General features: G+C 37.7%; 18 protein-coding genes and 2 other annotated features. Of the genes, 4 read left to right on the top strand and 14 right to left on the bottom strand.

Annotated features, from left to right (window positions below; all coding sequences use genetic code 11):
- Positions 1-4: 4 nt before the first annotated feature.
- From Q0371_RS03380 to pepV, 5 genes are read right to left on the bottom strand one after another with little or no spacing between them, the layout of a single operon-like run.
- The gene (locus Q0371_RS03380) at positions 5-943 is read right to left on the bottom strand and encodes a YegS/Rv2252/BmrU family lipid kinase (protein ID WP_298468269.1); all 939 of its coding nucleotides are present in this window, start codon (positions 941-943) and stop codon (positions 5-7) included.
- Positions 936-1,916 carry a nuclease-related domain-containing protein gene (locus Q0371_RS03375; RefSeq protein ID WP_169360011.1) on the bottom strand — a complete coding sequence of 327 codons (981 nt, stop codon included), beginning with the start codon at positions 1,914-1,916 and terminating at the stop codon, positions 936-938. Before Q0371_RS03375 ends, Q0371_RS03380 begins: the two co-directional genes overlap by 8 nt.
- A gap of 15 nt (positions 1,917-1,931) precedes the next feature.
- Entirely contained in the window at positions 1,932-2,465 is a 534-nt protein-coding gene (gene thpR, locus Q0371_RS03370; RefSeq protein ID WP_169360010.1) for an RNA 2',3'-cyclic phosphodiesterase, read from the bottom strand.
- A complete protein-coding gene (gene dat / locus Q0371_RS03365; protein ID WP_169360009.1) occupies positions 2,462-3,313 on the bottom strand; it encodes a D-amino-acid transaminase in 852 nt (283 codons plus the stop codon). Before dat ends, thpR begins: the two co-directional genes overlap by 4 nt.
- Positions 3,314-3,330: 17 nt before the next feature.
- Positions 3,331-4,722 carry a dipeptidase PepV gene (pepV, locus tag Q0371_RS03360; protein WP_298468264.1) on the bottom strand — a complete coding sequence of 464 codons (1,392 nt, stop codon included), beginning with the start codon at positions 4,720-4,722 and terminating at the stop codon, positions 3,331-3,333.
- 432 nt (positions 4,723-5,154) lie between these two features.
- Between pepV and Q0371_RS03355 the strand changes: the two genes are divergently transcribed.
- Entirely contained in the window at positions 5,155-5,376 is a 222-nt protein-coding gene (locus Q0371_RS03355; RefSeq protein ID WP_169360007.1) for a DeoR family transcriptional regulator, read from the top strand.
- Positions 5,377-5,426: 50 nt separating this feature from the next.
- On the opposite strand, the gene Q0371_RS03350 is transcribed toward Q0371_RS03355, so the two are convergent.
- Both Q0371_RS03350 and Q0371_RS03345 read right to left on the bottom strand, forming a co-directional pair.
- Entirely contained in the window at positions 5,427-6,128 is a 702-nt protein-coding gene (locus Q0371_RS03350) for a pseudouridine synthase (protein WP_169360006.1), read from the bottom strand.
- Complete coding sequence (locus tag Q0371_RS03345) at positions 6,129-7,754, bottom strand: polysaccharide biosynthesis protein (protein ID WP_298468258.1); 1,626 nt, start codon at positions 7,752-7,754, stop codon at positions 6,129-6,131.
- 104 nt (positions 7,755-7,858) lie between these two features.
- Here Q0371_RS03345 and Q0371_RS03340 point away from each other — a divergent pair, with 104 nt between their 5' ends.
- From Q0371_RS03340 to Q0371_RS03330, 3 genes are all read left to right on the top strand, one after another.
- Positions 7,859-9,118: an NAD(P)/FAD-dependent oxidoreductase gene (locus tag Q0371_RS03340; protein ID WP_169360004.1), complete on the top strand. Its 1,260-nt coding sequence runs from the start codon at positions 7,859-7,861 to the stop codon at positions 9,116-9,118.
- 69 nt (positions 9,119-9,187) lie between these two features.
- Positions 9,188-9,413 (top strand) — a binding site (T-box leader).
- A 65-nt stretch (positions 9,414-9,478) separates the two neighbouring features.
- On the top strand, positions 9,479-10,867 hold the full coding sequence (gene trpE / locus Q0371_RS03335) for an anthranilate synthase component I (RefSeq protein WP_169360003.1): 1,389 nt from the start codon (positions 9,479-9,481) through the stop codon (positions 10,865-10,867).
- The gene (locus Q0371_RS03330; protein WP_169360002.1) at positions 10,864-11,436 is read left to right on the top strand and encodes an aminodeoxychorismate/anthranilate synthase component II; all 573 of its coding nucleotides are present in this window, start codon (positions 10,864-10,866) and stop codon (positions 11,434-11,436) included. Before trpE ends, Q0371_RS03330 begins: the two co-directional genes overlap by 4 nt.
- Before the next feature lie 374 nt (positions 11,437-11,810).
- On the opposite strand, the gene leuS is transcribed toward Q0371_RS03330, so the two are convergent.
- The 7 genes from leuS to Q0371_RS03295 all read right to left on the bottom strand — a co-directional run bounded on the left by leuS (position 11,811) and on the right by Q0371_RS03295 (position 18,135).
- Positions 11,811-14,222: a leucine--tRNA ligase gene (gene leuS, locus Q0371_RS03325; RefSeq protein ID WP_298468249.1), complete on the bottom strand. Its 2,412-nt coding sequence runs from the start codon at positions 14,220-14,222 to the stop codon at positions 11,811-11,813.
- 91 nt (positions 14,223-14,313) lie between these two features.
- Positions 14,314-14,527 (bottom strand) — a binding site (T-box leader).
- A gap of 86 nt (positions 14,528-14,613) precedes the next feature.
- On the bottom strand, positions 14,614-15,267 hold the full coding sequence (locus Q0371_RS03320; RefSeq protein WP_169359999.1) for a 3-oxoacid CoA-transferase subunit B: 654 nt from the start codon (positions 15,265-15,267) through the stop codon (positions 14,614-14,616).
- 13 nt (positions 15,268-15,280) lie between these two features.
- A complete protein-coding gene (locus Q0371_RS03315; RefSeq protein ID WP_169359998.1) occupies positions 15,281-15,970 on the bottom strand; it encodes a CoA transferase subunit A in 690 nt (229 codons plus the stop codon).
- A 179-nt stretch (positions 15,971-16,149) separates the two neighbouring features.
- Complete coding sequence (locus tag Q0371_RS03310) at positions 16,150-16,545, bottom strand: hypothetical protein (RefSeq protein ID WP_251556338.1); 396 nt, start codon at positions 16,543-16,545, stop codon at positions 16,150-16,152.
- Between the two features lie 67 nt (positions 16,546-16,612).
- A complete protein-coding gene (locus Q0371_RS03305) occupies positions 16,613-17,200 on the bottom strand; it encodes a DUF4256 domain-containing protein (RefSeq protein ID WP_298468359.1) in 588 nt (195 codons plus the stop codon).
- Positions 17,201-17,226: 26 nt separating this feature from the next.
- Positions 17,227-17,676, bottom strand: a complete 450-nt coding sequence (locus Q0371_RS03300; protein WP_298468239.1) for a DUF2691 family protein — start codon at positions 17,674-17,676, stop codon at positions 17,227-17,229.
- A 147-nt stretch (positions 17,677-17,823) separates the two neighbouring features.
- Positions 17,824-18,135 (bottom strand): hypothetical protein, encoded by a 312-nt coding sequence (locus Q0371_RS03295; protein ID WP_298468236.1) that lies wholly within the window; start codon positions 18,133-18,135, stop codon positions 17,824-17,826.
- Positions 18,136-18,490 lie beyond the last annotated feature (355 nt).

Raw genomic sequence — 18,490 nt, 5'->3', positions numbered from 1 at the left:
TACCTTAACTCCTTTTACTTGGTGGTTTTGCTAATTTCCATGCATTATGCTCTACTCTAAATGTATAGATGCTTCCAGGAATTGTCATACAGGAAAATTCTCCGTCAACGTGCCCATACACTTGATCATTCATTTGAATGGCAAACTCGCTTGCCTGAATTTGTTTAACTTCTTTATAAGCCGTATGTTTGCCATAAAACACTGTGCCAAATATAAATAACAGCTTAGCCCGCTTCAAATGATGCACAACGGTTAGTTCAATTAAAGCATCGTTTGGTATAGAGGAAGGAGAGATTTTCATGCCTCCTCCAAAATAGGGTTGATTACACACAGTAATAAACCAAACATCTTCAAACTTTATCGTATCTCCTTGATTTAGTAAAGAGAAAGAGAATTTTTTAAACTTAAATAACTCTTTCACAAGATACAGAATGTACACTAATTTACCTAATCCTAGTCTATTTAACCACTTTTTCCATTTAGATTGATTGGCTGCGTATACAACATGTGCATCAAAGCCAAAGCCCGAATTATTTATGAAATGAAACGTATCTGAATTAGTGTGTAATACACCGATGTCCATCTGTTCTGCTGTCTGATACTCTAAAACATATTCTGTTAGCTGCTCGAGTGTTTGAAACACAAAAAAAGCCCGAGCAAAATCATTTCCACTTCCAGCAGAAACAACTCCAACTCGAACATGATTATACCCTATAGTACCTGAGAGGATTTCGTGCGCGGTACCGTCTCCACCGATTGCTATAATAAGAAGAGGGTCTTGGCTAGCTTCTGCATATTTTTTCGCTATATCGGTTGCATGCCCACTATATTCAGTTTTAAGAAGCGTAAAAGCGAAAGGGAGATGGTCTTGCCATGACTCCCAAAGCTTTTTAGCTCTCCCCTGACCTGCTATTTCATTAACAACAATTAGTACATCATTCATTTTCTATCTCGCTTTCCAGCTCCCAGCTTGCCCTAGAATAGGAGGTTGTCTGAACCAGATTAAGTAATGCCTGCGCTGCCTTAAACTGCATATGCTTCATCGGAGATGGAGACGATTTTAAAGCTTGAAACCATGCAGGAAAGCTTCTAGTATCTACTAATTGAGTCTGATAGGCAGAGCCTGGATAATCGATGTAACCATTTCTGGATAGAACTACTTTTCGGATAGGCAAATCAATATCTTCCTTTTTAAAAACCTGCAATAGAATAGATTCCATTCTATTAAGACTGATAATCGGACTTAATACCTTACTTTCGCTCTTTCCACTTTTCTTCACCCAAAAACGATCCCCACTTCCGATAAATGCATCCAAGTCTCTGCCTTCTAACATGACTATACATATAATTTCAGTAGGCAAAACGATAATAACATCTAATTCCACAGGGGCTTTTTTCAGTTTAAGGATTGGGTAATAAAACAGAAAATAATTATCAGGTAATTGTAGTGTGAGAAGTCGTAACAAGCTATCTCTCATATACTTTGGATCTACATAGGATTTTTCCATTAAAGTAGAGCTAGCCCATTTTAATTGAAAATGAAATAATTGGTCTAAATACATTCGTCGTAGTTCTTCTTTAGAACTCGGGTTATAAACAATATTAGGTTCGAAAAAAAGAGTAGTAGATTCTTCTGGAACTTCTTGATCCTCTACCTCCTTTTCATCCAATATCTCTGTAGAGGTTTCTTCTTTGTTTCGAGAAAACAATTTAGAGATAAAGGATTTTTTTTCCTCTACCTCTAAATCCTCCTCCTGCTCCTTCTCCATCCACGATGTATCTAGAGCTCCTCTTTCATAAGAAGCGTTGACTCGCTCCCATTGTTGTTTTTTTAAACGAACAAATTGAGTAGGATACCGCTTTAAATCAATTTGATAGCGGGATATATAATCCTGTAATTTGACTAACTGAGCCATTCCATTACCTCCCTCTCACACGTTTATACTGGCAAATTGCTCGTAACGTGGAGTGCTTGCAGGATTTATTTTGTAAATGATAAAATCGCGAACTTCAAAGGACTGTTTCTCCAGGTTAAACGAATCGTACATACAGGTCTCAGTTGACTTCCATTTTTTCGCAACGGTTACATGGGCATGGAAGTCCTTTGAAACGTTTAACTCTATATACCCCAGAACTTTTTGCACAACTGCATGCTGAAGTCTTTGCAATTCCTCATTTTCATCGACAGCGACATAAACTACTCGAGGGGTTTTAGCACTCCCAAAATGGGCTAGTCCCGCTGTTGTTAAAGTAAATGCTTCCCACTTTATCTCTTTCAAGGATTCGATTAAGTCTGCTAATATAGATTCATCTACTGCAGCTAAGTATGCCAGCGTAATATGAAGGTCCTCAAGAAGAGGCAACGTTTTATGTGTTTCATGCATATTAGTTGCCTTTCTAGCCTCTATAATAGACCTTCCTATTACCTCGGGAACTTTAATACCTATGAAATAATGGTTGCTCATACATTTAAAGTCGTAGGAATTTTTTGTTCAAAGGCTTTCTGGAGCTTTCTTGTTAACTCTCCAGGTTTTCCGTTTCCAATAACATTCCCATCGATTGAGATAACTGGCATCACCTCTGCACTAGTTGAGGACATGATGAATTCATCCATTTTCAGTGCTTCTTCTTTAGTAAACGCCTCTTCCACTACCTTTAATCCAATCTCTTCACAGCAATCTAACAATACTTTTCTAGTAATACCATTTAAAATCAGGTTGCTCACTGGATGTGTATACAAAACACCATCTTTAATGCCGTACATGTTTGAGGAAGAACCCTCTGTTACCGTATCACCACGATGTAAAATAGCCTCAAAGCAATCTTTCGTAACAGCTTCCTGTTTAGCGAGTACATTGCCAAGTAGGTTTAATGATTTAATATCACATCTTAACCAACGAACATCCTCTACAAAACAAGCCTTAATCCCACTTTCAAGCTGAGCAAGTGGACGTGTTGTTTCTTTCGTATAAGCTGTCAGCACGGAGCTAACTGCTGGATTAGGAAAGTTATGAATACGAGGGCTATCCCCACGTGTTACTTGTAAATAGATTTGACCATTTTGAACTTCATTCGTTTCAATTAGCTCATGTATCATTTGATGAAGTTTGTCTTTCGTATAAGGAATGACTAAGTTAATTTTATCAGCACTGGAATACAGACGATCAATATGCTCAGTCGCAGTAAATAAATCTCCGTTATAAATTTTAATAACTTCATAAATACCATCGCCAAATTGATAGCCTCGGTCTTCAAACCCAATCTTCACTTCATTTTTTTCTACGATTTGGTCGTTCCACAAAATTTTTGTCATAATTATTCATCCTCTCCTTATTTTTTACCAGCAAGCTCCACTATTGCATCTGCATAAATCGCAGTGGCTTTTATCAAATCCTCAATGTCCACATACTCATCTACCTGGTGAGCTATATCTGGTCTGCCTGGAAACAACATCCCAAACGCAACGCCTTTTTTTAGCACTCGCGCGTATGTTCCACCACCGATAGATAATAGTTCTGCCTTTTCTCCTGTTTGACGCTCATATACCTTTTGAAGGGTTTGAATCAGTATATCCTCTTTATCGACATAATGTGGCGTAGAGTTAGAGCCTAAATCAAGTGTTATACCTGTATTTTGTAACTTTTCTCTACAAGCACTTAGTTTTTCCTCAAATGGATAGCTAACTGAATAACGTAGACTTACTTGAGTACAAGAGCCTTGGGCAGGTGCATAATGAATAACTCCTGCATTTAATGTAGTTTCACCAGACACTTCATCTGCATAGTTTAAGCCTAATGCATGACCTCTGCTTTCTTCCCCGAAAGCCATTACAAGGAACTCACAGAATGCTTTAGAATGTGCGGTTAAAGGCAATGACAACAAAAATTTAGCAAGGAGGATTCCAGCATTTACTCCATGGTCTGGCTCCATAGCATGAGCTGATTTACCACGAACTAGCACCTTAACAACTGGGCCTTCTGGAAGGACTTCGCCAGTAATTCCGTTTTCACTTGCAAAGTTATTAAATTTTTCTTTAATAGAATGAACCCCTCCAAAAATATAAGCGAATGCTTCATCTGGAACCATATTTGTACGCTTACCAGCCTGGAAAAACTGGATTGTTTCCGTCTCAGAAGAACCTGTCTGAGAAAAGATTAAATTAGCAATTCCTTTTTCTGCATTGATAATCGGAAAGTCCGCATCCGGAGCAAAGCCTAGGTCAGGCATCTCTTCTTTCTCAAAATAACGAGTCACACATCTAAATCCACTTTCTTCGTCTGAACCTATGATCAGCCTTACACGTTTCGAAAGCTCAATCCCAGATTCTTTTACTAGCTTCATCGCCATCCACGCCGCAATCGTAGGACCTTTATCATCAATTGCTCCTCGACCGTAAATGCGATCATCTGCAACAACACCTTCAAATGGAGGGTAAGTCCACCCTGTCCCTTCAGGTACTACATCCACATGACAAAGTATTCCTAACAATTCCTCGCCACTACCCATTTCAATGTGACCAGCCATATTGTCTATATTTTTTGTAACAAAACCTTCTTTTTCCCCTTCGTTTAACATATATTGTAGTGCCTCTAGTGGTTTTACACCGAAGGGAGCTTGCTCTGTAGCCTCTTTTTCATCTAAAACACTAGGTATTTGAATTAAGGCTTGAAGCTCTTTTATAATATCCGTCTTTCTTTGTTCTGCTATATCTAACCAGTTCATTGTAATCCTCCTATGTACTATTGCATATTTCTTATTTTACACTTATTTTATTCAAACACACAGTAAAAAGAAGGTTTTTTTGACTGCTGTTAAGTTACTACATTATTTGTTCTCATTAACCAATAGAACCATACAATACTCCACCTATTTGTGGTTATTCATTTATCAATATAATTTTATTTTGTTACATAGAAAATTCAGTTATAACGGCTTTTTCTACTAGTTTCATATAAATTTCATGTATTTTTTTGTAAATAATCAGTAATTTTTATAGAAATTTCTTTGCAATTCTACTATAATAAAATTGTCAGACAATATAATTCTGACTACCAAAATTGTAAAGGGGCTGTCATTTGCAATACTACTGTTGCTTTTCGCCCAAGTCGTCCGCTAGTCTTGCCACGAGATATCAAGATGAAGGAGTGGTTATTTTTGAAACCTACTACTGATCGGATGCTCACTCGAATCAAAGATATGTATATGTTCATCCGAAACAACGGAACTGTTACTACACAAGATCTGGTCGATGAATTTGGCATCACTCCTCGAACTATTCAGAGAGATTTGAATGTACTTGCGTTTAATGATTTAATCATTAGCCCAACAAGAGGCAAATGGACCACGACGAACAAACGAGTTAAAATGACATCTTAGATACACCATATGAAAAAGAATGACCACGCCTAGGCATGGTCATTCTTTTGTTATAGACTTAATAATTCCTCTTCCGTTAGCTCTCTGTAGGATCCTTCTTCCAATGACTCATCTAGCTTCAAAGCCCCCATAGACAACCGTTTTAAATATACGACTTCCTTATCTACTGCCTGGAACATTCTTTTCACTTGATGGAATTTACCTTCTGTGATGGTTAACTCAATTTCAGAAATTTGATCACTCTTTAAAATAGTCAGGTAGCCTGGCTTCGTGTGATACCCATCATCCAAAATGACTCCTTCTTTGAATGCTACTATATCTTCTTCTGTTACTCTACCTGCTACTTTCGCATAATATACTTTAGGGACATCCTTCTTAGGAGACAATAATCGATGTGTTAGCGCTCCATCATTAGTTAAAAGCAACAGTCCAACCGTATCCTTATCAAGTCTTCCGACAGGATAGGGCTCAAAATGCTTAACATCATCATCTAATAGGTCAATTACAGTTTGATCTCTAGAATCCTCCGTTGCAGAAACTACTCCTGGTGGCTTGTTCATCATTAAGTAGATAAACTCTCTATATTCCACTATCTCTCCATAAACTGTTACTTTATCCTCTAATTCATTGACGTGATTAGATCCATTTTTAGCAACTACATCGTTTACTTCAATTGCCTTTGATTTAATAAGAACCTTTACTTCACTTCTTGTACCGTATCCCATATGAGATAGAAATTTATCTAATCGCATTTATTTCTCCTTAAAGCCTAATTTTTTCGCAATACGTGTAACTTTCTCACCTAGTAATTTCTGAGCTAATCCAAGTCGAAGCGTCACATAGCCATAAAAGGCTGCTCCCACACCAGCACAAACTATAATAACTAGCAGCGCCTCCATTTTACTATCGATTACAAATAGGTTTTGTAACCCTGACTTTACTACATACACAAGTACAAGCATAACAGCATTGATGATGAGGATGAGAAGAATTCTTCTTGCTACCATCGTAGACTTATAATGCAACGTTTTTCGTATCGCAAACAAGTTCAATCCTATAGCTACTAAATAACCACATGCAGTCGCCATAATTGCACCATCTGTTTCAAATGCTTTGATGAAAGGTGTGTTTAACAACAGCTTTGTCAAAATACCTAATAAAAGATTTAAAATGATCAGCTTTTGACGATCAATACCTTGTAGGATTGCAGTAGTCACTGGATACAAGGCAAATAAAATGGCTACCGGAGCATAGTGTGCTAACACCGTTGAACCGGTTTCACTCTGTTCATAAAATAAATGATAAAACTCCCCTGATAATACAGCAATTCCCAGGGCTGCTGGAACAGTAAGAAATAATAATATTTGAAATGACTGATCGAGCGATTTTCTCACTTGAAGAAAATCTCGTTTTGCATAATAGCTCGTAATGTAAGGTATTAAAGCCATGCTAAATCCAGTAGCCAACATCACGGGAATCATTACCAATTTATGTGCAGAGAAATTCAACATTCCTAATAAAATATTGGAAATATCCCCGCTTATACCGATAATAGACATAGCACTGTTAAAGGTGATCATATCGATGAATTGGAAAAGTGGGTTAATAACCCCAACTAGAGCAAATGGAACCGTATAAACTAAGATTTCCTTGTAAATATTTCTAAGAGAAACATCCGAGCTCGTTTTACCAGAATCATTCATCATCACATTAAATTCGGGCTTCAGCTTCTTCCAATACCAATATAGAACGACCATGCTCGCCAATGCACCAAGGAAGGCTGCAAATACTGCAAAGGAAACTGCTGTCTTTTCTGTGCCCTTCATTATGTATACTACAAAAAAACCTCCAGCTAACACAAACAGAATACGTACAATTTGTTCCCAAAGCTGTGAAATCGCAGTAGGTGTCATACGCTGATAGCCTTGGAAGAAACCTCTTATTAAACTCATAAGTGGAACAACTATAACCGCAAAGCTGACATATTTTATCACTGAAGCTACGTCACCTACAGAAAAATCAGCTTCATCATCCTTAATAATCATATGTGCAATAGGATCTGCTAAAAAGAAAAGCAGTAGAAATCCTAAAACACCAGTGATACTCATTAAAAGCATGCTGGATTTCATTAGCTTCCTACCTGTCGCATAGTCCCCTAATGCATTGTATTTCGATACAAACTTGGAAACCGCAACCGGTACCCCTGAAACTGCTATTGCTAGCATGATTGAATAGGGAGTATAAGCGTATTGATAAAGGGCAATGTACTCTTCGCCGATTATCTGATAAAAAGGAATTACATAAAGAACTCCTAAAATCCTGGATAATAAGAGACCAACCGTTAAAATCATTGTCCCTTTTAGTAAATTCGATGCCATCTAACCCGTCCAATCCTTTAAAATGTCTATATTACAGTTTACAACTGTCTCATCAAAACTACAATCATGTATAATAAAGAAAAAAGTGAAAGTGTGAATATACTATGTATGACGTAATAATAATTGGTGGGGGTCCCTCAGGACTTATGGCCGCTGCTGCAGCAGGTGCTGAAAACAAAAAGGTTTTATTGATTGAAAAAGGCAACAAGCTAGGAAAGAAATTAGCAATATCTGGCGGAGGACGATGCAATGTTACAAATAGGCTTCCTCAGGAGGAAATTGTTAAGAACATTCCCGGAAACGGTCGTTTTTTATTTTCCCCGTTTTCCGTTTTTAACAATGAGGATATTATCGCATTCTTTGAGAATTTAGGTGTCCCATTAAAAGAGGAAGACCATGGTAGAATGTTCCCGGTCTCTAACAAGGCAATGGACGTTGTGAATGCCCTTCTGGACGAATTAAAAAGATTGAAGGTAGATATTAAGCTAAACGCTCCCGTTGCTAAATTATTAATGAACGAAGAAAAGATAATCGGAATTCGATTGGCAACAGGCGAGGAAATTACTGCTGGAGCAGTAGTAGTGGCTGTTGGCGGTAAAGCTGTTCCTCAAACCGGCTCTACAGGAGATGGCTACCCGTGGGCAGAGAAAGCTGGTCATACGGTAACTGATTTATATCCAACGGAGGTGCCTCTGTTATCTAGTGAGACCTTCATCAAATCGAAGGAGCTCCAAGGCTTAGCCTTAAGAGATGTAGCTGTTTCTGTTCTAAATAAAAAAGGAAAAGTAATCATTACCCATCAAATGGACATGCTCTTTACACATTTCGGCTTAAGCGGACCTGCTATTCTACGTTGCAGCCAATTTGTTGTAAAGGAAATAAAGAAAAATGGTGGCCCGGTTTCTGTAAGAATTGATAGCCTTCCCCACTTGAACGAGGAAGAAACATTCCAAACACTTCTGTCTTCTATTAAAGACGAGCCTAAAAAAGCAGTTAAAAACGTGTGGAAAGGATTAGTTCCTGAAAGGTGGCTATTGTTTTTGTTAGAGCAAGCGAAAATTCAAGAAAGTGAGGATGGCCAAAATCTTTCTCACGAGAAGATAAGATCTCTTGCCCATCTTTTTAAACAATTTATCGTTAACGTTCACGGCACCCAGCCACTAGAGAAAGCTTTTGTTACAGGCGGTGGAGTTTCCATCAAGGAAATTGAGCCAAAAACAATGGCATCTAAGAAAAAAGAAGGATTATATTTCTGTGGAGAAATATTAGACATACATGGATATACTGGTGGCTACAATATCACCTCTGCCCTTGTTACTGGGAAGCTAGCCGGGATGAGTGCTGCAAAAAGCCTTCTAAATTAATTGGATAAAATTTGGATTCTTTTATAAGAATGCATTGAATTTTTAAATTATTTATAATACAATGGTCTTTAATGAGCGATGACGAAGAGTAGTAATCATATGTGACGCCATAGAGAGCTGACGATTGGTGCAAGTCAGTGCAACGCATATGATGAATGGGCTTCTGAGTTCCAAGGCCGAAATGGCAGTAGGCCTTGGCGTTTGTCTACGTTATAGGACTAGCAGCTAATCGCTGCAAACAAGTGGATTACAATAGTAATCAATGAAGGTGGCACCACGGCTCTCCGTCCTTTTTGGATAGAGAGCCTTTTTGTATTCTTTTGTAAATGAGCCGAGCTGAGAAAGAGGAGAGTGTAGAGAATGACAGTTGAGACGAGAAGCTATGAAATGAAAGAAATCCAAGGAGATATGATGACTCCCATCTCCATTTACCATGCACTAAAAGGAAAAAAGAAAATGCTATTTGAATCCTCTGCTAAGCATGAGGAGAGCGGTCGGTATTCGTTTATCGTACTTAATCCGGTTGCAGAAATAATAGGTAACCAGTATCACTATGTCTTTACAGATGAACACAGAAAAGAACACACAGGACATGGTATTTTAGAAAAACTAAAAACCATTCTCCCTGAACACAAGGAGCAATACCCCTTCTCTTTTTTTGGAGGAATGCTAGGTTATTTTGGTTATGAAACCGCATTTTACAGTGAACAGATTGGAGAGTATCTCCCCGATGATTTAAATATGCCTGATATACATGCTTTGTTTTATGATACCTTTCTTGTTTACGATCATTTGAAACAAACCATAACTATTGCAGCAATCGATTTGTTCCAGAACGGTCGCACTTCTAAAAATATGATGGATTCGATTAATGAAATATATGAGGATCTTCAAGCAAGTGCTTCCCACCAAGAGGAGGAGTTAGCACAGAAGCTTTCTTTTAAGCCTTCGATTCAGAAAGAAGAATTTAAACAAATGGTAGAGAAAGCTAAGCAACATATTGTACAAGGCGACATATTTCAAGTAGTGATTTCTCAGCGTTTTAGCTCCCCTTTCACTGGGAATCCTTTCTCTCTTTATCGACAGCTTAGAACTTCTAATCCGTCACCTTACATGTTTTATATGGATTTCGGAACGTACGTCGTTTTCGGCACCTCTCCCGAAAGTCTTGTAAAAGTAAAGAATGGATATGTCACGACAAACCCTATTGCTGGTACAAAGCCTCGTGGAAAATCTCCCGAAGAAGATCAGCAAAATGCTGCTAGTTTATTGATAGACGAAAAGGAAGTAGCAGAGCATCGGATGCTTGTTGACTTGGGAAGAAATGATATAGGTAAAATATCAGAAATTGGTACGGTCCAAGTAAACAAGTATATGCAGATTGAATTGTACAAGTACGTCATGCATATAGTTTCAGAAGTAACTGGTCGTTTAAGAAAAGACACTCATGCGTTAGACGTTTTGGCTGCCTGTTTACCCGCTGGTACCGTTTCAGGAGCTCCTAAAATCCGTGCCATGCAAATTATAAACGAATTAGAATCTATAAAGCGCGGAGTATATGCAGGAGCAGTTGGTTATATTTCAGTTACAGGAGATATGGACCTCGCCTTGGCCATCCGAACAATGATTGTAAAAGACCAGATGGCTCATGTTCAGGCAGGTGCAGGAATAGTATATGATTCCATTCCGGAAAATGAATATGACGAAACCTTAAACAAAGCAAAAGCACTATTGGAGGTGATTCGATGATCCTTCTAATAGATAATTATGATTCCTTTACGTACAACCTTTATCAACAATTAGGAATGCTTGGGAAAGATGTTATGGTTGTCAGAAACGACGCTATTACCATTTCAGATATAGATGAGCTTCATCCAGAAGCAATTGTCATCTCTCCTGGTCCAGGTAATCCATTAGATGCAGGTGTTTCTATTGAAGTGATTCAAGCATTATATAAGAAGTATCCTATCCTAGGAATCTGCCTAGGTCACCAATCTATTGGGGCTGCATTTGGAGCAAATATAGTGCAGGCTAGAACAATTATGCACGGTAAAACCTCCACTATATCGCATACACAAAATGAATTATTTTCCGTCTTTGATAGCCCTATCTCCGTCATGCGTTATCACTCTCTAGTAATTGAAGAGAACAGCCTACAAGATTGCTTTGAGGTACTGGCTAGAGCTGAGGACGACCTGGAAATAATGGCTATTAAACACAGTGACTACCCTCTGTATGGATTACAATTTCATCCAGAGTCTATCGGAACTGAGCAAGGGACTCTACTGATGAAAGGTTTTATAGATACGTTAAATTAACCTTCGAAGGGAGATTTTAATGGTAGCTGCGATTGGTATTATTATTGTTCATGTTGTTGGGTTACTTTCATTGAAATTCATGTTTCGAAATGAAGAAGGCGCATCCTAATTTTTTATAGGAAAAACAGACATAGAAATATGAATAGAAGCTATGAAAAATTAAATGCTTTTATATAAGGGAAGTAGAATTGATTTTCGCTTTCGGCGGACGCTTTTTAGCGGGGAGAGCGGAAATCAGCCATCTATTTGTTCATGTTTTCTTTGTAATTATATTTGAACTTTTAATAACATCTTTACCTAAATGATTTATTTCTCGCTTTACTTCACAAAAAAGCTGCTTATCTCACGAGGAGACTAAGCAGCTTTATTATTTATTAAATTACGATGTTCACCATTTTACCAGGTATTGCGATGATTTTTTTGATCTCATTGCCATCAATCCATTGTTGAACCTGTTCAGATGCTAAGGCTAATGCTTCTAGCTCATCCTTCGTAGCATCCTTAGAAACGACAAGCTTCGCACGAACCTTCCCTTTAATTTGGACCGGGATTTCAACTTCATTGTCCACTAGCTTCGACTCATCAAACGTCGGCCAAGATTCATAAGCGACAGACCCCTCATGACCTAGTATGCTCCAAAGCTCTTCAGAAATATGAGGTACGATAGGAGAAATAAGCTTAATGAAGCCCTCTACATATTCTTTAGAGATTTTCTCAGCTTTATATCCTTCATTGATGAATACCATCATTTGAGAGATTGCTGTATTATAGTGCATTCCTTCGTAATCCTCTGTTACCTTTTTAACCGTTTGGTGATATACCTTTTCCATGTTGTCAGATGAAGTATCGCTTACTTTAGGGCTTAGCGTTCCTTCCTCTGTGACGAATAGTCTCCAAATACGATCTAGGAATCGACGTGAGCCGTCTAAGCCGTTTGTGGACCATGGCTTAGAAGAGTCCAGTGGTCCCATGAACATTTCATATAAACGAAGTGAATCTGCTCCATGGCTTTTCACAATATCATCAGGATTTACTACATTTCCTTTTGACTTGGACATTTTCTCGTGATTTTCACCTAAGATCATCCCTTGATTGAATAACTTTTGGAATGGCTCTTTAGTTGCTACAACACCGATATCATAAAGGAATTTATGCCAGAAACGTGCATAGAGCAAGTGAAGTACAGCATGCTCTGCTCCACCTACATAAAGATCCACTGGCAACCAGCGTTTTACTAGCTCAGGGTCAATAAGCGCTTCGTCATTATGTGGATCGATATAGCGAATATAATACCAGCAGCTACCTGCCCATTGAGGCATTGTATTGGTTTCACGACGTCCTTTTTTACCAGTGACTGGATCTACTACATTTACCCATTCCTCAATATTAGCTAATGGAGACTCTCCTGTTCCACTTGGCTTAATGTCTGTAGTAACAGGAAGCATAAGTGGAAGCTCTGATTCGTCTACTGGAGTGGATGTTCCATCTTCCCAATGAATGATTGGAATTGGCTCTCCCCAATAACGCTGACGGCTAAATAACCAGTCACGTAGACGGTAAGTAATTTTCTTCTCACCTTTTCCATTTGCTTCAAACCATTCAATTGCTTTAGCGATTGCGTCTTGTTTATTAAGTCCATTTAAGAAATCCGAATTAACAAGTACGCCATCCTCTGTGTAGGCAGCTTCTTCAACATTTCCACCAGAAACTACTTCTACAATTGGAAGATCGAATTGTTTTGCGAACTCATAATCACGCTCATCATGTGCTGGAACTGCCATAATAGCACCAGTTCCATATGTCGCTAAAACGTAATCAGCGATCCAGATTGGCATTTTTTCACCACTAACTGGATTAATTGCATAAGCACCAGTGAAAACACCTGTTTTATGCTTAGCAAGATCCGTACGCTCTAAATCACTTTTCAATTTAACTTGATCTTTATATGCTTGCACTGCCTCCATTTGCTCTGGAGTTGTAATAGTATCCACTAATTTATGCTCAGGTGCCAATACGGCATACGTTGCACCAAAAATCGTGTCGGGACGAGTTGTAAATGCTTGGAATGATTGATCAGTATCCGCAATTTCAAATGTAAGCTCTGCACCTTCTGAACGTCCAATCCAGTTACGTTGCATTTCCTTTAAGCTCTCAGGCCAATCAAGGTCATCTAAATCCTCTAACAATCTATCGGCATAAGCAGTAATACGAAGAACCCATTGACGCATTGGACGACGTTCTACTGGATGTCCTCCACGCTCGGATAGACCATCGATTACCTCTTCGTTTGCTAATACTGTACCTAATGCAGGACACCAGTTTACCGGCACCTCATCCACATATGCTAGGCCTTTTTTATAAAGCTGAATGAAAATCCATTGTGTCCATTTGTAGTAGGAAGGATCAGTAGTATTAATTTCACGATCCCAATCATAGGAAAACCCAAGATCCATCATTTGACGTTTGAATGTCGCAATATTTTTTGCTGTGAACTCTGCTGGATCATTACCAGTATCAATTGCATATTGCTCAGCAGGAAGACCAAAAGCATCCCAGCCCATTGGGTGAAGTACGTTATATCCTTGTTTGCGTTTATATGCACTTAAAATATCTGTCGCTATATATCCAAGCGGATGTCCAACATGCAGTCCAACTCCTGATGGATATGGGAACATATCTAATGCATAAAATTTTGGTTTGGAAGGATCGTCAATCATTTTATATGTTTTATTTTCCTTCCAATACCTTTGCCACTTTTGCTCAATTGCTTCATGATTAAAGCTCATTTTTCTTCCTCCTTCAGGTAATGGTGTTGTCTAAACCATCATTTCACAAATAAAAACAACACCAAATAAAAAAACTCGCCCCTTAAAAAACTTAAGGGACGAGAGATATACTCACGCGGTACCACCCAAATTAGTGGAAAATTCCACTCAACTTGTCTCCTTAACGCGGAAAACGGTATAAGCTACTAATCGTTCACTTATACAGACTCAAAGGCGAGTTCAATAATTCGTAACACTAACTTACACCATGCGTTAGCTCTCTTTAGAAACGAGTGTTATTTACTATTCCTTGTCTTAGTCGAAAATTATTTATGGTTATTGCATTAATTCTAATTGAAATGAAAAGAAAACACAAGATGCACTCTCATCAAATATCGTAGAAATTAGTAAATTAAATAGCTACATTCTCTTTTACGTCTTTAATGATTAAATCCGCTTCCGTAGCATCTATAATATCTTGCACAGAATATCCCTCAAATACTTCTTTTAATTCTAGCCCATCTTCTGTTACTTCAATCATTGCTCGTTCTGTTATGATTTTATTCACAACGGCTTTACCTGTTAAAGGAAGTTCGCATTGTTTTTTAATCTTTGCTGAACCGTCCTTCGCGCAGTGGTCCATAATTACGATAATTTTTTTGGCACCATGCACTAAATCCATTGCGCCGCCCATTCCTTTAATCATCTTACCTGGAATCATCCAGTTAGCTAAGTCTCCCTTTTCAGAAACCTCCATCGCCCCTAAAATTGCAACGTCTACGTGCCCCCCGCGTATCATGGCAAATGACTCAGCACTTGAAAAGAAGGAAGAACCCGGAATGGTAGTAACAGTTTCCTTCCCGGCGTTGATAAGATCTGGATCGACTTCTTGCTCAGTTGGATATGGCCCGATACCTAAAAGACCATTTTCTGATTGAAGCACAACTGTTTTATCTGGAGATATAAAGTTGGCAACTAAGGTTGGAATACCTATTCCTAAATTCACGTAGTTCCCATTTTCAATTTCTTTTTCTGCTCTTCTCGCAATTTTTTCTCGTGTATTCATCCGAATCTCCCCCTTATGAACGTGTCGTGAGACGTTCGATTCTTTTTTCCTGTTCTGCTTGGAACAGACCTTGGACATAAATACTTGGCGTATGTATTTGAGCTGGATCTAAATCGCCTGTCTCAACGATTTCTTCTACCTCAGCAATTGTAATTTTCCCTGCAGCAGCCATCATTGGATTGAAATTTTGAGCTGTTTTGTTATAGATTAGGTTACCAAATTTATCTGCCTTAGCTGCGCGAATCAACGCAAAATCTGCTCTAAGTGCTTCTTCTAGAACGTATTCCTTGCCGTCATACATTCGTACCTCTTTCCCCTCTGCAACAACCGTCCCTACACCTGCAGGAGTAAAGAACGCAGGTATTCCTGCTCCACCAGCACGAATTTTTTCTGCTAAAGTACCTTGAGGAGTCAACTCTACTTCAATCTCTCCTGAAATTACTTGTCTTTCAAACTCTTTATTTTCCCCTACATAAGAGCCTATCATTTTTTTGATCTGTTTATTTTTAAGTAAAAGGCCTAGACCCCAGTCATCTACTCCACAGTTATTAGAAATTACGGTTAAATCCTTTACCCCTTTTTCAACTAACGCTAAAATTAACTGTTCTGGAATACCAACAAGTCCAAAACCACCTACCATTAACGTCATGCCATCTTCAATACCTGCAACGGCATCTTTTGCTGAATTATATATTGGTTTCATGCTCCCCATCCCCTCTCAAAATAATTACTACTCTATTATATTCTCAAAAATCCAACAACTCCGCAAATCTTTTACATTAATCTCTAATTTTACAGTCGATTTCTTTAACATCAAAAAATGGAGGAAAACCCCATTTTTCACACAATACCAATTAAAATGAATCGGAATAGATAGATCATCTAATGACTAAGCTCGAATTCTTCCTTCATTTCATATAGCTGAAAATAATCCTCTTTAATCACAATGGATATAATAGTCCCTTCTTTACTAAAAAAGTGGACATGCCCATTTTGTTCACTTTTCAACTCTTCCCAACCCCAATTTTTAATTTCCTCAAAGTATTCTTTAGGTGGATAAAGTCCTTGTTCCCCACCAATATTCTTTAAAATATACTTTTCACCCTTTTTAATATTAGGATTGTCAAATTGATCTGTGCTTGATTGTGCATTAGCTGGTACTGGAATCTCTTCATTTATTCCTGCTTTTTTATAACCGCTAGCATCGTTAATCGATGGTGAACATCCGAACAACAACATTAGGCAAATGACGCATGTTACATATTTACTTATGTTCATTAAATCCCCCTAACATTACTTTAATAAGTTTCTTAGCTTATAAAGTTGATATAGAGCTCTTTCAATATTAGACTCTTAGCCAGCCTCGGAACCCCCTGGATCCATAGTAGGAATCTGCTCCATTGTGGTACATAAAGACAGTATCATAGCGACAATCACAAAAGATAGCTCCACCAAGTTTTCTAATATTGTCAGGTGTTTTTACCCAACTAGAAGTCTTTAAATCGAAATTTCCTAGTTCCTGCAAATCTCGGTATTGTTCTTCTGTTAAAAGCTCAATACCCATGTCTGCAGCCATTTCTACTGCGCTATTTTCAGGTTTATGTTTTTTTCTTGACTCTAGTGCTTCCCGGTCGTAACAAACACTTCGACGACCTTTTGGACTTTCTGATGCACAATCATAGAAAATATATTCGTCGTGTTTCATATCGTATCCAACGACATCCGGCTCTCCACCTGTTCTTTCCATCTCATGAAGAGACCACAGTTTTTCTGTATGAGCTTCCAGCCTTTTTTGAACTTTAGACCATTCCATTTCTGTATGACGATTCATATTTGCCTCAAAACGATCTTTTAATATTTGGAGTAGCTCTTCACGTTGTTCCGATGATAGCTCTTTATTTTTTTGAGTCACAATCGTTTCTCCCCTTGTCATTAGTGATTTAACCATTTAGAAAGCTATTAGCGTTGAGTAAATATTTTTTCATCAGTTATATATTCTATGGTTGTGTAGCCAGTAGCTGATGCCTTGGAGAATATATGCTGAATGGCTAGTTGATCCTTTGAATAAATGATTACGTCTGAGCAATCTACCAGTAGGATTACCAACTGACATTCACTTTCCATAAATTCTTGATAAGTTGCGACTTCCCTTACATTAGCCCCTTTTGGAAATCCCTTTAAATCAACAAATATAAGGTAATAATCTTTTTTTGAAATTTGTTTCCATAATTCTTCACCATTTAATGAGGAGCTATTTGGAAACAGAGGGTTTCCTAAAGTATTATTTTCAATAAAATATGATTCTCCATCACCTATTTTCCAAGTTAATTCCCTAATATTAATACACTCTAATATTTCCCATAAATGTTTGCCATAAGAATTTGGAATTTTAAATGATATACCTCTCACTAGTAATCCCCCCTAGCTCTTTTTTAATAACATTTGGGCTATCGGAAAAAAGTCTATAAAGCTTTGCTCAGGTCGGTGTTGATTATTAAGAAATGATATAAGAACAGTGTATTAAAAGTCATTTCTCTCCTTGCAGTAAAATAACCGTTAGCTTACCAAATTTCGCTTATTCAGCCTTTTTAAAATAAACCAAGCAACGATTAAATAGAGAACGTACAAGAAGATCGCAAATGCTTGATTTAATAGCCATGGTATAGTTGCTGAAAATACTTCTGATCCAACAGATTGGAACCAATCTAAAAGAAAAAGGAGCAATATAAGACTAAGAACAAACATAAAGAAAAAGCCGTTTTTGTGGTTTTTAGAGATTTTCATAATTGCAAAACCTGAAAAAAAACTAATAATACCTATGACCAATAAAATTATGAAAAATATATTCACAACCGTTTGTATATCCATATTCTACATCACCCTTCAACATAATTTATCAGTTACATCATAGATTCCTCTCACCTACTTATTCGACTTGTGGACTAAATAACCTTTCATTTTATTTCCAAAGTTTATCTTTATATTCGAAAAAGGCCTAAGCCACTAAGGACTTAGGTCTAAAATATTTTAGCTTTGTTAAAGTTATTGGTTGATTTTGACTAACCATTCTTTTTTATAGTTACTGTAAACATTAAAAAAGGAACTTTCAAATGCCTAAAAACATAAATAGATGATGTAAATGGGGTTGGTGACAGTTTTTCAGCTTTGTTTATGCGAGTAAATTGATTAGCGCTTTATCGATCCTAAAGCTGTTCCCATTTAT

This window comes from uncultured Psychrobacillus sp. (assembly GCF_938022135.1).
Lineage (GTDB): Bacteria > Bacillota > Bacilli > Bacillales_A > Planococcaceae > Psychrobacillus.
This window is presented reverse-complemented; position numbering and strand designations above follow the sequence as displayed.